Origin of the sequence: Agromyces laixinhei (genome assembly GCF_006337065.1) — a bacterium.
GTDB lineage: Bacteria > Actinomycetota > Actinomycetes > Actinomycetales > Microbacteriaceae > Agromyces > Agromyces laixinhei.
This window is the reverse complement of record NZ_CP040872.1, coordinates 1,944,369-1,959,167: the sequence shown is the minus strand read 5'-3', so window position 1 is coordinate 1,959,167 and position 14,799 is coordinate 1,944,369. Positions and strand designations below refer to the sequence as shown.

The following is a 14,799-nucleotide window of genomic DNA, read 5'->3' as shown; positions in this document are numbered from 1 at the left end:
TCCGTTCTCGGTCGTGCCCGGGGAATCCGGGCCGTCGCATTCGGGGCGCGCCTCAGAGAGACGCGGGTGCCTCGCCCTGTTCGGCACGGAGCTCGGCGTCGCGGGCGTGGTAGCCCTCGGCGATCGCATGGCCGAAAGCGCGTGCCTTCGCGTCCACCGCGGAGAAGAAGTCCCGGCCCTGCTTGGTCTGGTTGACCTGGTGGGCGACCGCGAATCCGGCCGCGACGCCGACGGTGAACCACAGAATGCTCTTCACGAGGTGCTCCTGCTCCCTGATCGAAATGTCGCCTTGCGCTGCGCTCGGCACGCCGGGCACCAGTCTAGTGGCCGTACCGCGGCCGCTCGCCGGGTACGCGACAGGGGCCGCGGGAAACCCGCGACCCCTGCACGAACTGCTCTGCGTCAGCGAGCGGCGTAGTACTCCACGACCAGCTGCACGTCGCAGGTCACGGGAACCTCGGCGCGCTTCGGGCGACGGACGAGCTTCACCTGGAGCTTGTCGAGCTCGGCCTCGAGGTAGCCGGGAAGCTTGGGCAGCACGTCGACGTGACCGCCGGCGGCGGCGACCTGGAAGGGCTCGGTGCCCTCGCTGCGTGCCTTGACGTGCACGAGCTGGCCCGGCTTCACGCGGAACGACGGACGGTCGACGAGCTGGCCGTCGACGAGGATGTGGCGGTGCACGACGAACTGGCGGGCCTGCGAGATCGTCCGGGCGAAGCCAGCGCGGAGCACGATGGCGTCGAGACGCATCTCGAGCAGCTCGACCAGGTTCTCACCGGTCAGGCCGTCGGTGCGACGGGCCTCGTTGAAGGCGATGCGCAGCTGCTTCTCGCGGATGCCGTACTGGGCGCGCAGGCGCTGCTTCTCGCGCAGACGAACGGCGTAGTCGCTGTCTTGCTTGCGCTTGGTGCGGCCGTGCTCACCGGGAGCGTACGGGCGCTTCTCCATGTAGCGGGCGGCCTTCGGGGTGAGGGCGACGCCGAGCGCACGGGAGAGGCGGGTCTTACTGCGTGACTGGTTCGACACGAATGTCCTTTCGGAAGAATCTCAAGTGAATTCACGGCGCGATCGTGCGCCGGGAACCTGTGTCAGAGGGATTCGCCAAGGGTGGATCGGCTACAGATCGCACCCGTTCGCCGGTGACTCCCTCGCAGCCGCGCTCGAGAATCAGGCTTCAGGCCGAAGAACAGGATATCACGGCCGTGCGGAACCGCTCGACTGGGGCTCGTGCGCCGCTCATCGATCGCCGCGCACGATACGGCGCAGCTTCGCGAGCCGCGCCGACACCTCTCGCTCGTTGCCGTGCTCGGTCGGCTCATAGTAGACAGCGCCGCGCAACGAGTCGGGAAGGTACTGCTGTTCGACGACGCCGATCTCGTCGTTGTGCGGGTACCGGTAGCCCTTGCCGTGACCGAGCCGCTTCGCCCCCGGGTAGTGCGCGTCGCGCAGGTGCTTCGGCACCCGGCCGGCCTTGCCGCCCCGCACGTCGGCGATCGCCCGGTCGATGCCGAGGTAGGCGGCGTTCGATTTCGGGGCCGTGGCCAGATGCACCACGGCCTGTGCGAGCGGGATGCGCCCCTCGGGCATGCCGATGAACGCCACGGCGTCAGCCGCGGCGACGGCGACGCCGAGCGCACTCGGATCTGCGAGACCGATGTCTTCGGAGGCGAGCACGATGATGCGGCGCGCGATGAACCGTGCATCTTCGCCGGCTTCGATCATGCGCGCGAGATAGTGCAGCGAGGCGTCGACATCGCTGCCCCGCACCGACTTGATGAAGGCACTGATGACGTCGTAGTGCTCGTCGCCGTTGCGGTCGTAGCGCAGCATCGCACGGTCGACCGCGCGAGCCACGATGTCGGTGGTGATCACGGGCGCGGCGGATGTCTCGCCTTCGGTCTCGCCGTCGGTCTCGCCGTCGGGAACGGACTGCGCTGCGGCGACCGCTGCGGCTTCGAGCGCCGTGAGCGCACGACGCGCGTCGCCCGACGCCAACCGGATGATCGCTGCTCGCGCCTCCGTGTCGAGCGACACCCTGCCGGCAAGGCCGCGCGGGTCGTCGACTGCACGGTCGACGAGCACCCCGAGGTCGTCATCGGTGAGGAGTTCGAGCGTCAGCAGCAGCGAACGCGACAGGAGCGGGGAGATGACCGAGAACGACGGATTCTCGGTCGTCGCGGCGACGAGGATCACCCAGCCGTTCTCGACGCCGGGAAGGAGCGCGTCTTGCTGTGCTTTCGTGAAGCGGTGGATCTCGTCGAGGAAGAGCACCGTCGAGAGCCCGTAGAGGTCACGGCTCGCCCGCGCCTCTTCCATGACCTGGCGAACGTCGCGAACCCCGGCGGTCACGGCTGAAAGCTCGACGAACTTCCGGCCGGAGGAGCGGGCGATGGCCTGCGCGAGCGTCGTCTTGCCGGTGCCGGGAGGGCCCCAGAGGATGACGGAGACCGAGCCCGACTCGCCCGAGCGATCGCCGGCGAGTGCGACGAGCGGCGAACCCGGGGTCAGAAGATGCCGCTGACCGGCGACCTCGTCGAGGCTCGTCGGGCGCATGCGCACCGCGAGCGGGGTCGCGCCTGAGCGCAGCCCCGGGCCGGAATCCACCATGCTGTCAAGCGTAGCCGCGGCATCCGACACCCTGATCTCGCCGCTCGAGCGGTGCGGCGATTGGTCACGCCCCGCCGCCTTGCGTAGAGTCGGCACGCAGGAATCCCGAGAAGGAGCATGCGTGGCATCGAACGACCGACCGGCGCGTGAGGAACGAGCGCGCCTTCGCACCTACCAGGCACGCCAGGAAGTCCACGCGCGGAAGCAGCGTCGCCGTACCCGCGACAACATCATCGCCGTGCTCGGACTCGTCGTCGTCGTCGCCCTCGCGACGGGCGCCCAGATGTTCTACTTCAGCGGCGGGCCGGGCGCCGAGCCCGCGGCGACCGAGACGCCGGCACCGACGCCGAACCCCACCCCCGCCGAAGGCGAGAACCAGGGCGATGTGCCGTCTGCCGACATCGCCGAGGGCCGCACGTGGAGCGGCACACTGACGCTGAACGACATCCCCCTCGGCATCGAACTCGACGGAGCGGCGGCGCCGCAGGCGGTCTCGAGCGAGATCAGCCTCATCCAGTCGGGCTTCTACACCGGCACGAGCTGCCACCGTCTGACGACGGAAGGCCTCTGGGTGCTGCAGTGCGGCGACCCGAGCGGCGACGGCACCGGCGGCCCCGGCTACAGCTACGGACCGGTCGAGAACGTTCCGGCCGATGGGCTCTACCCGGCGGGCACGATCGCGATGGCGCGCGGTGAAACGCAGTACAGCCACGGCAGCCAGTTCTTCATCGTCTACGAGGACACGACCCTTCCGGGCGACACCGGCGGGTACACCGTCATCGGCCGCGTGACGAGCGGACTCGAGGAACTCCGCGCCGGTGTCATCGATGCAGGAACGAGCGACGGCGTGCCCGATGGAGCCCCTGCCGTGCCGACGACGATCACCTCGTTCACCATCGGGTGACCGCCCGCGCCGCCCTTCCGCGGTGCAATAGGCTTGATGCCGTCAACGTCGCCTCGGGCGGCATCCGACATACGACAGGGTGAGGCCGTGACCGATTCAGAGCAGCAACCGTGGGGCCGCGTCGACGAGACGGGCACCGTCTTCGTACGCACGAGCGACGGCGAACGGGAGGTCGGCCAATACCCCGACGCTTCTGCTGAAGAGGCGCTCGCCTACTTCGAGCGCAAGTACGCCGATCTCGCCGGTCAGGTCGGCCTCCTCGAGCAACGCGTGCGGCGCGGCGCCCCGGCTGCGGATGTCGCGAAGGCGGTCGCCACCCTCCAGGCGTCCGTCTCGACCGCGAACGCCGTCGGAGACCTCGAATCCCTCGCAGGCCGTCTCGAGGCGCTGTCGGGCACGACGAAGGAGCTGACCGAGCAGCAGCAGGCCGAGTCGAAGGCCGCCGTCGCGGCGGCGATCGTCGAGCGCACCGCGATCGTCGAGGCCGCTGAAGCACTCGCGGCGGGCGACCCCGCGAAGACGCAGTGGAAGCAGGCGACCGCCGAACTCGACGAGTTGTTCGCCCGGTGGCAGCGTCACCAGCAAGACGGGCCACGGCTGCCGAAGGGCGAGGCGAACGAGCTCTGGAAGCGGTTCCGCGCAGCTCGTTCCACGATCGAGACGCACCGCAAGGCCTTCTTCGCCGAACTCGACGCGACGCACCGCGATGTGAGAGCCCGCAAGCAGGCGCTCATCGAGCGCGCAGAGGCCCTCGCCCCGCGTGGCGCAGACGCCGTGGGTGACTATCGCAACCTGCTCGACGAGTGGAAGCTCGCCGGCCGAGCAGGCAAGAAGCTGGATGACACCCTCTGGGCGAAGTTCAAGGCCGCCGGCGACGTGCTCTTCAACGCCAAGGCCGAGATCGACGCCGCTGAAGACGAGACCTACCGCGCCAACCTCGATGAGAAGCTGGCGCTGCTCACCGAGGCCGAGACGCTGCTCACCGAGAAGGACCCCAAGCAGGCCCGTGCCGGACTCAACCGGATCCAGCGCAAGTGGGATGAGATCGGCAAGGTCCCTCGCGATCAGGTGCGGGTCGTCGAAGACCGCCTGCGCAAGGTGGAGAGCCACGTCAAGTCGCTCGAGGAGGAGCGCTGGCAGCGCGATGACCCCGAGAAGAAGGCTCGATCGGAGGGCATGCTCGGGCAGTTGAACGATGCGATCGACAAGCTCGAGGCCGAACTCGCGGGCGCAGAGGCCGCCGGTGATGCGAAGGCCGCGGCATCCGCTCGTGAAGCGCTCGACGCACGCCGTGCCTGGCTGAAGGCCGTCGGCGGCTGAGTTCTCGGCCAACCGTCTCCGACTCGTCCGCGTTCGGCGAATCGCTCCGACGTTCTCCACAGATCGGGTCGGCCGGGCCATGGAACCGAGCGGATGCCCCAGCATGGCTGCATGTCCAGACTCCCGACGGTGCTCGGCACCGACGACCTTCCGCTCGCTGAACTCTGCGCCGCACGCATCGACGGCGAGCTCATGCCGATCGAAGATGGCTGGGTTCCCGTCGATGAACCCGATCTGCCGGCGCTGCGTGCGGCCGTCGTCGCGCTGCGCGCACCACGCGCACTCGTGATCGAGCGCCGTTCGGCAGCCTGGGTGCACGGGGCGCTGTCTGCTCCCCCGAAGCTCGCGCAGTTCTGCGTGCCCCGATCCGCGCGCGTGGCCGTGTTCGCCGCGCGGCGTCTCGTCGTTCGCGAGGTGGCGATCGCCGAAGCAGACATCGTCGAGTACCCGCGGGCACGCTGCACATCTCTCGGTCGCACCGGGTTCGACCTGCTCCGGGAGCCGATCGACGACGACGAGCTCGACCAGCTCGTCTCGGCACTCTGCGCGATGCATCCGTGGCTCGCGACCGAGTTGCGAGACCGCCTGTCAGACGCGGTGCGCATGCCTCACCGCAGTCTGGCGCGGGAGCGCCTGCGTCGCGTCGAGGATGCGGTTGCGGCCGGTCGGCCGCTACACGCCGCTCAGCCGTCGCTGACCCGGTAGACGTCGTACACGGCGTCGATGCGACGCACGGCGTTGAGCACGCGATCGAGGTGCGTCGTGTCGCCCATCTCGAAGACGAAACGGCTGATGGCGAGACGATCGGTTCCAGTCGAGACGTTCGCCGAGAGGATGTTGACGTGGTATTCCGAGAGCACACGGGTCACGTCGGAGAGCAGCCCGGCCCGGTCGAGCGCCTCGATCTGGATCTGCACGAAGAAGACGCTCTTCGAACTCGGCGCCCATTCGACGTCGATCATGCGCTCCGGCTCCTGCATGAGGCTCTGCACGTTGTGGCAGCTGGCCTGATGCACCGAGACGCCCGCTCCGCGAGTGACGAAGCCGACGATCTCGTCACCCGGCACCGGGGTGCAGCAGCGGGCGAGCTTGACGAGGATGTCGTCCGCTCCGCGCACGAGCACGCCCGAATCCGAATGCCGTTGCAACGGGCGGGCCCGCACCGGAACCGGCAACTCGGGTTCGTCACCCTCGTCGATGTCGCGCACGAGTGCGACGACCTTCTCGAGCACCGACTGCGTCGAGAGGTGTCCTTCGCCGACGGCGGCGTAGAGCGAGGAGACGTCGTCGTAGCGCAACTGAGCCGCGACCTCGGCGAAGGACTCCTGGTTCATGAGCTTCTGCAGCGGCAGGTTCTGCTTGCGCATCGCGCGGGCGATCGCATCGCGACCCTGGTCGATCGCTTCGTCGCGTCGTTCCTTGGTGAACCACTGTCGGATCTTGTTGCGTGCCCGCGGGCTCTTGACGAACCCGAGCCAGTCCTGGCTCGGCCCCGAGTCGGGATTCTTCGAGGTGAACACCTCGACGACGTCACCGCTCGACAGCTCGGTCTCGAGCGGCACCAAGCGCCCGTTGACCTTCGAGCCCATCGTGCGGTGACCGACTTCGGTGTGCACGGCGTAGGCGAAGTCGACGGGGGTGGCGCCCGCAGGCAGACCGATCACCCGACCCTTCGGCGTGAAGACGTAGACCTCCTTGGCACCGATCTCGAACCGCAACGAGTCGAGGAACTCCCCCGGGTCGGCCGTCTCGGCCTGCCAGTCGGAGATGTGCGCGAGCCACGCCATGTCGGTCTCGTCCTGACTCGACTTCACGGCAGCACGACCGCCGGCCATGCGCTCCTTGTACTTCCAGTGCGCTGCGACGCCGTACTCGGCCCGCTGGTGCATGTCGTGCGTGCGGATCTGGATCTCGACGGCACGGCCCTTCGGTCCGATGACCGTGGTGTGCAGCGACTGGTACAGGTTGAACTTCGGGGTCGCGATGTAGTCCTTGAACCGGCCCGGCAACGGGGTCCACCTCGCGTGGATCGCTCCGAGCACCGCGTAGCAGTCGCGCACCGAGTTCACGAGTACGCGGATGCCGACGAGGTCGTAGATCTCGTCGAAGTCGCGGCCCCGCACGATCATCTTCTGGTAGATCGAGTAGTACTGCTTCGGCCGCCCGACGACCTTGCCTCTGATCTTCGCGGCCTTCAGATCGTCGGTGATGAAGTCGATGACGTTCTGTACGAACTCTTCGCGCTGCGGCGTGCGCTGCTTGACGAGGCTCTCGATCTCGGCGTAGAGCTTCGGGTACAGCACGGCGAACGAGAGGTCTTCGAGCTCCCACTTGATCGTCTGGATACCGAGGCGGTGCGCGAGCGGTGTATAGATCTCCAGCGTCTCGGTCGCCTTGCGCGCAGCGGATTCCGCGGGCACGAATCCCCACGTGCGCGCATTGTGCAGGCGGTCGGCGAGCTTGATGATCAGCACGCGAATGTCTTTGGACATCGCGACGATCATCTTGCGAACGGTCTCCGCCTGCGTCGAGTCGCCGTACTTGACCTTGTCGAGCTTCGTGACGCCGTCGACGAGCATCGCGATCTCGTCACCGAAGTCGGCACGCAGTTGATCGAGCGTGTACGTGGTGTCTTCGACCGTGTCGTGCAGCAGCGCCGCCGCGATCGTCTTCGACCCGATGCCGAGATCGGCGAGAATCTGCGCCACCGCGATCGGATGGGTGATGTAGGGCTCACCGCTCTTGCGCTTCTGCCCCTCGTGTGCGCGCTCCGCGATCGTGTACGCGCGCTCGACGAGGGAGAGATCGGACTTCGGGTGGTGCATCCGCACCGTGCGCATGAGCGTGTCGACGGCGCCCGAGGGCTGCGCCTTCGAGAAGATGCGAGGCACCAGACGGCGCAGCGATGCCGTCGAGTTGACTCCCGTATCGGTCATCGATCACCTCCGGAGTTCAATTATCGCCGCTCCGGAGGATCCGATGCGCCACACGGCGCACACCCACGGACATCACGCGGTCGGCAGCGCCTCGGCATCGGTCGAGGCGGATGCCGCGCGCTCGCGCTCCTTCAGCACCTTCTGGTCGTGACGACGGATCGCCGGCTCCCCCTCGCGCAGCTGCGAGTACAGCGGAGCGGCGACGAACACCGTCGACCACGTGCCGACGAGGATGCCGATCAGCAGCGCGAGCGAGATGTCGCGCAGCGTGTCGGCGCCCAGGACGCCTGCACCGATGAAGAGGATCGCCGCGACCGGGAGCGCAGCCACGACGCTCGTGTTGATCGAGCGCACAAGGGTCTGGTTGACCGCGAGGTTCACGGATTCGGCGAACGTGCGACGCGACTCCTGGCCGTCTTCAGCCGTGTTCTCGCGGATCTTGTCGAACACCACGACGGTGTCGTAGAGCGAGTAGGCGAGGATCGTCAGGATACCGATCGTCGCCGCCGGACTGATCTCGAAGCCGACTGCCGCGTAGACGCCCGTCGTGACGATGAGGTCGGCGATGAGGGCGAGGATCGCCGCGGCCGACATCTTCCAGGTTCGGAAGTAGAGCGCCATGATGATGCCGGCGAGCAGCAGGAACGCGACGAGGCCGACGAGCGCCTGGCGCGTGACATCCGCACCCCAGCTGGGACCGATGAACGATGAGGTGACCTCGGACTCAGGCACCTCATAGGCGTCGGCGAGGGCGTCGGTCACCTCCTGCGAGTCTGCTTGCGTCAGTTGGTCGGTCTGCACGCGCACGCCGGTGCCGCCGACGATGGCGACGCGCACTTCGGCGTCCGGCACGACGGAATGCACGGCTTCGACCGCGGGTTCAGGCGTGGCGTTGTCGACCTCCGTGATCTGGAACTGGGACCCACCGCGGAACTCGATGCTGAAGTTGACGCCGGTCAGGAGTGGCACGACCACCGACAGCAGGAGCAGGAGTCCGGCGATCGTGTACCACTTCTTGCGCCCCCCGATGAAGTTGAAGGAGCGCTTGCCCGTGTAGAGGTCGTTGCCGAAGGTCGTGAGACGGTTCGCCATCAGGACTCCTTCCCTTCGTCGGACGAATCCGAGGCGCCGACTGCAGCGGCGGCCTTCCGTTCGGCGATCGTCTGGCGGCGCTGTGCTTCCTTGGCGCTGGCTGCGGTCTTCTTCGTCGGTTGCCCGATCGGTTTGCGGAACTCGGCTCGACCGCGGTAGACCGCGCCGAGTGCGTCGGGGTCGAGCCCCGACCACGGATTGCCGCTCGAGAAGAAGCGGGTCTGCGCGAGCAGTTGCAGCATCGGGTGCGTGAACAGGATCACGATGACGACGTCGATGATGGTCGTCAGTCCGAGCGTGTATGCGAAGCCCTTCACGCTGCCGACCGCCAGGATGAACAGCACGATCGCTGCGAGCAGGTTGGTGGCCTTGGATGCGAGCACGGTTCGGAAGGCGCGCTTCCAGCCGGTCTCCACGGCTCCGACGAGTGGACGACCGTCTCGAAGCTCATCGCGGACGCGTTCGAAGTAGATGATGAAGGAGTCGGCGGTGAAACCGATCGCGACGATCAGGCCGGCGATACCGGCGAGCGAGAGCCGGTAGCCCTCGCGCCACGACAGGATCGTGATCATGAGATACGTGATGATAGCGGCGATCACGAGCGAGGCGATGGTGACCGAGGCCAGGGCGCGGTACTGGAAGATCGTGTAGATCACGACCAGGATCAAGCCGATGAGACCGGCGACGAGGCCCGACTGCAGCTGCGAGCTGCCGAGCGTCGGCGAGATCGTGTCGGATGACTGCACGGTGAAGCTGATCGGCAGCGCACCGAACTTCAGCTGATCGGCAAGGGCCTTCGACGACTCCTGGTCGAAGCTGCCGGTGATCTGCGGCTTGCCGTCGGTGATGGCGCCGTTCATCGACGGGGCGGTGAGCACCGCACCGTCGAGCACGAACGCGAACTGGTCGCGCGGTGTCTGGCCCTGCAGTCCGAAGAGACGGGTGCTGACCGCGGCGAAGTCTTCGGTGCCCTCGGCGTCGAAGACGATGTTGACGGCCCACTGACCGGTCGAGGCACCGGTCTGGGTCTGCACCATGCCGTTGGTCGCGTCGACGATGTTCTCGCCGCTCGCTTCCACCGGGCCGAGCAGGTACTTCGCGGTACGGGGAATGTCGCACGTGACGAGCGGCTCGTCGGCGGGCGCGACGTTCGTCTCGACGTCGTCGAGCGTCGAGCAGTCGAAGCTGTCGAACTCCTGCTGCAACTCCGGCGTGATCCACGCCGGGTCGCTGCCGTCCGTCGGCTCCGCCGTCGGGGTCGACTCGGGCTCTTCGGCCGGCGGCTCGGTCGGCTCAGCGCTCGCGCTGGGATCGGCCGTCGTGTTGGCCGCCGCATCGGCGAGCAGCACCGCGCGGAGCTCGAGCTTCGCCGACTGCTCGATGCGCGCACGTGTCTGGTCATCGAGTTCACCGGGGATGCGAACGACGACGTTGTCACCCTCGGTGTTGATCTCGGCTTCGGCAACGCCCGAGGCGTCGACGCGCTGGCGGATGATCGAGACCGCCTGATCGAGTTGCTCCTGCGAGACGTCGGCACCCGTCTCGACCTTCGGCGCGAGGATGATCTGCGTGCCACCCTCGAGGTCGAGGGCCAGCTTCGGAGCCCACGACCCCCCGCCCCAGATCACGCCGGCGGCATTGATGCCGAACAGGAGCGCGATGATGACGCCCAGCCAGGTGAGGGATCTCCATGCCTTGCGCACGGGGGTCGGCCGAGATGACCGCTTGGATGGTGCAGCCACGTGTACCGCTTTCTCTGCAGTGAGTCCGCGCGCCAACGCACGGGCCCAGCCTCGGGATGAGTCTTAGTCGTCCGACTTCTTGGTGTCGGGCTTCTCGTCGGTCGCGTCGCCCGGCGTCACGTCGGACGGGGTGTCGAGACGCTCGCCGAACTCGGGCTCACCGTCGATCGACGCGGCCTCTTCGACGTCGGCCTTGGGCTCGATGACGCGAGCCACCGTCTGACGGTGCACCGTGAGGACGGTGCCGGGCGAGGTCTCGAGGAGAACCTGGTTCTCGTCTTCGTCGATCGAGAGGATGGTGCCGAACAGACCGAAGTTGGTCATCACCTTCGCGCCCGGCTGCACCTTCGCCTGCAGCTGCTCAGCGTCAGCCTTGCGCTTGCGCGAGTTGCGGAACATGAAGAAGATGAGCACCGCCAGGACGGCGAGCATGATGATAGTGAACGGATCGAACGTCATAAGGGGGAGGTACCTTCCGGTGTGCGGCGCGCGCACGAAGTCATCGGTGCTGTGGGGTCAGCTTCAAGGATTATAGGTCATCGATCGGGAGCGCCGTTGGCGAACCCGGTGCGTCGCCGGCGAGATCGAAGTGCCGCCAGGCGGCTGGAGTCGCGACACGGCCCCGCGGAGTGCGGGTGATGAGCCCGATTCGCACGAGGAACGGCTCCACCACGGCCTCGATCGTCTCTGCCTCCTCACCGACCGAGACTGCGAGGGTGTTGAGTCCGACGGGCCCTCCGCCGAATCTCGTGAGGATCATCTCCATGACTGCGCGATCGAGACGGTCGAGTCCGAGCGGGTCGACGTCATAGAGCTCGAGGGCGGCACGCACCGCCCCGAGGTCTGCACGCTCGCCGTGCACGAGCGCATAGTCGCGCACGCGCCGCAGGAGTCGGTTGGCGATGCGGGGCGTGCCACGGCATCGACCGGCGATCTCGGCCAGCGCCTCGTGATCGACGTCGAGCCCGAGCATCGTCGCGGCCCGCGCGAGCACCTGCTCGAGCTCTGCCTCATCGTAGAACTCGAGGTGCGCCGTGAAGCCGAACCGGTCGCGGAGCGGGTTCGGCAGGAGCCCGGCCCGAGTAGTGGCACCGACGAGCGTGAACGGGGACAGGTCGAGCGGCACGGATGTCGCACCGGCCCCCTTGCCGACCATGATGTCGATGCGGTAGTCCTCCATGGCGAGGTAGAGCATCTCTTCGGCCGAGCGGGCCATCCGATGGATCTCGTCGATGAACAGCACTTCACCGGGCACGAGCGAGCTCAGGATGGCCGCGAGATCGCCGGCGTGCTGGATCGCCGGACCGCTCGACATGCGAAGCGGCCTGCCACCCTCGTGCGCGACGATCATCGCGAGGGTCGTCTTGCCGAGCCCGGGGGGCCCTGCGAGCAGGATGTGGTCGGGTGTGCGCTGCTGCAGCGTCGCGGCGGTGAGCAGCAGTTGCAGCTGGCCGCGCACTCGCGTCTGGCCGACGAATTCACCGAGGCTCTTCGGCCGCAGCGCGCCCTCGAACGCGAGTTCGGCCTCTGATGCGAGCACGGGATCGGTCAGGTCGACGTCGCCGGCACTCATCTCGTTGGAGTTCATCGGGCGCCACCGGCCTTCTGGGCCGGACCGAGCCGGGCGAGGGTCAGCCGAAGCAGGGTCGGCACCGAGGCCGCCTCGATCTCGGATGCGGCGGCGACCGTCTCGTCGACGGCGTCGGCGGCGACCCGCTCCGACCAACCGAGGCCGGTGAGCGCCGCGAGCACGCTGTCGGCTGCGGCGCCGGTGACAACCGTCGTCTGGTGCGATGCGGCCGCCGGCGCGACGAGCTTGCCTGCGAGGGAGAGCGTGATGAGCTTTGCCGTCTTCGGGCCGATGCCGCTCACCTTGCGGAACACGGTGTCGTCTTCGTGCTGCACCGCCTCGGCGACTTGCTCGGGAGAAAGCACCGACAGCACGCCGAGCGCGGACTTCGGCCCGACGCCGGTGACGCCGATGAGCAGGTCGAAGACGTCGAGTTCGTCGCGTGTGGCGAAGCCGAAGAGCGTCAGCGAGTCTTCGCGAACGACGAGCGTGGTGTGCACCGACGCGTCATGGCCCTCACGCGCGGAGAGAGCGAACGCGGGTGTCGTGTTGACGTGGAAGCCGACGCCGCCGACCTCGATCACGACCGAGCCGCCGGCGGCGGCGAGCACGCGGCCACGAAGAGAGGAGATCACTCCTTCAGCCTACGGGCCGCCCCCGACACGGCCGCGGAGCGTTCGGCGGCGAGCCACGCCCGCTGTGCCGGCGTGAGGCCCGGCTCGCCGCCCGACGCGTCGCCGCTGCCGCGAACGGCGGCACCTGCGACTCCCCCGGTGCGCCAGGCATGACAGATCGCGAGCGCGAGCGCGTCCGCGGCATCCGCCGGCTTCGGCACCGCCTCGAGACCGAGGATGCGCGCCACCATCGCACCCACCTGCTTCTTGTCGGCGCGGCCGTACCCGGTGATCGCGGCCTTCACCTCACTCGGCGTGTGGAGGGCGACGGGCAGCTCACGGCGTGCGGCGATCAGCATCGCCACACCGGAGATCTGCGCGGTACCCATGATCGTCGAGACATCGCTGCGCGCGAACACCCGCTCGAGCGCCACGGCCTGCGGCCGGTGCTCCTCGATGATCGCCTCGATCCCTGCGGCGATTCGGGCCAGGCGGCGCGGCGTGTCGAGTTCGGCGGGCGACCGCAGCACGACGACGTCGACGAGGCGCGCCGTGCGGTTCGGCTCGACATCGACGACACCCACGCCGCAGCGCGTGAGGCCCGGGTCGATGCCGAGCACGCGCACGGCGATCGGCTACTCCGCTTCGAGTTCGGCCTGCACCTCGGCGGTGAGGTCGAAGTTGCTGTAGATGTTCTGCACGTCGTCGCTGTCTTCGAGCGCGTCGATGAGGCGGAACACCTTGCGGGCGGTGTCGGCGTCGATCTCGACCTTGAGCGACGGCACGAACGCGGCATCCGCCGAGTCGTAGTCGATCCCCGCCTCCTGCAGGGCGGAGCGGGCCGCGACCATGTCGGACGCCTCGGTGACGACCTCGAAGGTGTCGCCCTCGTCGGTGACCTCTTCGGCGCCGGCTTCGAGCACCGCGGCGAGCACGTCGTCTTCGGTGGTGCCCTCGGCGGGCACGACGATGACGCCCTTGCGCGCGAAGTTGTAGGCGACGGAGCCCGGGTCGGCCATGGTGCCGCCGTTGCGGGACATGAGGGTGCGCACCTCGGCGGCCGCACGGTTCTTGTTGTCGGTGAGGCACTCGATGAGGAGTGCCACGCCGTTGGGACCGTAGCCCTCGTACATGATCGTGGTGTACTCGATCGACTCACCGGTCAGGCCGGCACCGCGCTTGATGGCGCGATCGATGTTGTCGTTCGGAACGGAGGTCTTCTTCGCCTTCTGCACGGCATCGACGAGGGTCGGGTTGCCGGAGAGGTCGGCGCCGCCCATCTTCGCGGCGACCTCGATGTTCTTGATGAGCTTGGCGAACGACTTCGCACGGCGCGAATCGATGATCGCCTTCTTGTGCTTGGTCGTCGCCCACTTGGAATGCCCGGACATACGTCTCCTGAATCGAATCCTCGGCACGACTGCGAGCCGTGCGCAGCCATTCTAAGACAGCGAGCGCGCGGCGATCGCTCAGCCGAGCATCTTCCGGAGGGTCCTGAGATTGCGATTCGTGGTCGTCGGCTTGAACCGCGCCCTCGCCAGCAGCTTCGCGAACGGGGTGCCGAGCGTGGTGCCCTTCACGGGGTTCCAGTAGATGACGCCGTCGCCCCGTGCGATCGGATCGACATCGGGGTCGGCGTCGAACGCGGCGAGCTCGTCGACGACCGAGGACTCGGACGCGAAGATCACCCATGGCTGCCGCGTCGCGTCGTCGGCATCGAACGGGAAGCCGTCGACGGCGCGCTCGAGCTCGTCGCGGGTCACGAGCACGATCCACGCGTCGTACCTGAACCGGTCACGGAGCCCCTGCTCGATGCGAGCCTTCAGGGCTGCGGATGTCTCGTGCGCCTCACTTCCGAAGACGACGTTGCCGCTCGCGAGCACGGTGCGCACCTCGTCGAAGCCGAGATCTTCGAAGAGCGTCTGCAGCTCGGCGGACCTCACCGTGATGCCGCCCACGTTGACTCCACGGAGCAGGGCGATGTAAGCCGTCATGCCCCGAGTGTAGGGCGGCC

The 14,799-nt window shown here is 67.9% G+C and carries 15 protein-coding genes; 3 read left to right on the top strand and 12 right to left on the bottom strand.

The window, feature by feature from the left end; genetic code table 11:
• Nucleotides 1-52: 52 nt before the first annotated feature.
• The 3 genes from FHG54_RS09225 to FHG54_RS09215 form a co-directional block, all read right to left on the bottom strand.
• Nucleotides 53-256: a hypothetical protein gene (locus tag FHG54_RS09225; protein WP_139417007.1), complete on the bottom strand. Its 204-nt coding sequence runs from the start codon at nucleotides 254-256 to the stop codon at nucleotides 53-55.
• Between the two features lie 146 nt (nucleotides 257-402).
• Complete coding sequence (rpsD, locus tag FHG54_RS09220; protein WP_139417006.1) at nucleotides 403-1,026, bottom strand: 30S ribosomal protein S4; 624 nt, start codon at nucleotides 1,024-1,026, stop codon at nucleotides 403-405.
• Nucleotides 1,027-1,236: 210 nt separating this feature from the next.
• The gene (locus tag FHG54_RS09215; protein ID WP_139417005.1) at nucleotides 1,237-2,607 is read right to left on the bottom strand and encodes a replication-associated recombination protein A; all 1,371 of its coding nucleotides are present in this window, start codon (nucleotides 2,605-2,607) and stop codon (nucleotides 1,237-1,239) included.
• 121 nt (nucleotides 2,608-2,728) lie between these two features.
• On the opposite strand from FHG54_RS09215, the gene FHG54_RS09210 reads away from it, so the two are divergent.
• From FHG54_RS09210 to FHG54_RS09200, 3 genes are all read left to right on the top strand, one after another.
• Nucleotides 2,729-3,511, top strand: a complete 783-nt coding sequence (locus FHG54_RS09210) for a peptidylprolyl isomerase (protein ID WP_168197034.1) — start codon at nucleotides 2,729-2,731, stop codon at nucleotides 3,509-3,511.
• Between the two features lie 87 nt (nucleotides 3,512-3,598).
• Nucleotides 3,599-4,831, top strand: a complete 1,233-nt coding sequence (locus tag FHG54_RS09205) for a DUF349 domain-containing protein (protein WP_232333614.1) — start codon at nucleotides 3,599-3,601, stop codon at nucleotides 4,829-4,831.
• Between the two features lie 111 nt (nucleotides 4,832-4,942).
• Nucleotides 4,943-5,536 (top strand): hypothetical protein, encoded by a 594-nt coding sequence (locus FHG54_RS09200; RefSeq protein ID WP_139417003.1) that lies wholly within the window; start codon nucleotides 4,943-4,945, stop codon nucleotides 5,534-5,536.
• On the opposite strand, the gene FHG54_RS09195 is transcribed toward FHG54_RS09200, so the two are convergent.
• The 9 genes from FHG54_RS09195 to FHG54_RS09155 form a co-directional block, all read right to left on the bottom strand.
• Nucleotides 5,515-7,767: a RelA/SpoT family protein gene (locus FHG54_RS09195; protein WP_139417002.1), complete on the bottom strand. Its 2,253-nt coding sequence runs from the start codon at nucleotides 7,765-7,767 to the stop codon at nucleotides 5,515-5,517. The two genes, FHG54_RS09200 and FHG54_RS09195, sit on opposite strands and share 22 nt — an antisense overlap.
• A 72-nt stretch (nucleotides 7,768-7,839) precedes the next feature.
• Entirely contained in the window at nucleotides 7,840-8,859 is a 1,020-nt protein-coding gene (secF, locus tag FHG54_RS09190) for a protein translocase subunit SecF (protein ID WP_139417001.1), read from the bottom strand.
• Nucleotides 8,859-10,601, bottom strand: coding sequence for a protein translocase subunit SecD (gene secD / locus FHG54_RS09185; RefSeq protein ID WP_232331286.1), 1,743 nt, complete (start codon nucleotides 10,599-10,601; stop codon nucleotides 8,859-8,861). The genes secF and secD overlap by 1 nt, the downstream gene beginning before the upstream one ends.
• A 63-nt stretch (nucleotides 10,602-10,664) precedes the next feature.
• The gene (gene yajC / locus FHG54_RS09180; RefSeq protein ID WP_232331285.1) at nucleotides 10,665-11,033 is read right to left on the bottom strand and encodes a preprotein translocase subunit YajC; all 369 of its coding nucleotides are present in this window, start codon (nucleotides 11,031-11,033) and stop codon (nucleotides 10,665-10,667) included.
• Nucleotides 11,034-11,130: 97 nt separating this feature from the next.
• Nucleotides 11,131-12,174 (bottom strand): Holliday junction branch migration DNA helicase RuvB, encoded by a 1,044-nt coding sequence (gene ruvB, locus FHG54_RS09175; protein WP_139418383.1) that lies wholly within the window; start codon nucleotides 12,172-12,174, stop codon nucleotides 11,131-11,133.
• 11 nt (nucleotides 12,175-12,185) lie between these two features.
• Entirely contained in the window at nucleotides 12,186-12,806 is a 621-nt protein-coding gene (gene ruvA, locus FHG54_RS09170) for a Holliday junction branch migration protein RuvA (RefSeq protein ID WP_139416999.1), read from the bottom strand.
• Nucleotides 12,803-13,411, bottom strand: a complete 609-nt coding sequence (ruvC, locus tag FHG54_RS09165; protein WP_198165638.1) for a crossover junction endodeoxyribonuclease RuvC — start codon at nucleotides 13,409-13,411, stop codon at nucleotides 12,803-12,805. The genes ruvA and ruvC overlap by 4 nt, the downstream gene beginning before the upstream one ends.
• Before the next feature lie 9 nt (nucleotides 13,412-13,420).
• Nucleotides 13,421-14,176 carry a YebC/PmpR family DNA-binding transcriptional regulator gene (locus FHG54_RS09160; protein ID WP_139416997.1) on the bottom strand — a complete coding sequence of 252 codons (756 nt, stop codon included), beginning with the start codon at nucleotides 14,174-14,176 and terminating at the stop codon, nucleotides 13,421-13,423.
• A gap of 78 nt (nucleotides 14,177-14,254) precedes the next feature.
• Nucleotides 14,255-14,779, bottom strand: coding sequence for a DUF1697 domain-containing protein (locus tag FHG54_RS09155; RefSeq protein WP_139416996.1), 525 nt, complete (start codon nucleotides 14,777-14,779; stop codon nucleotides 14,255-14,257).
• Nucleotides 14,780-14,799: the final 20 nt, after the last annotated feature.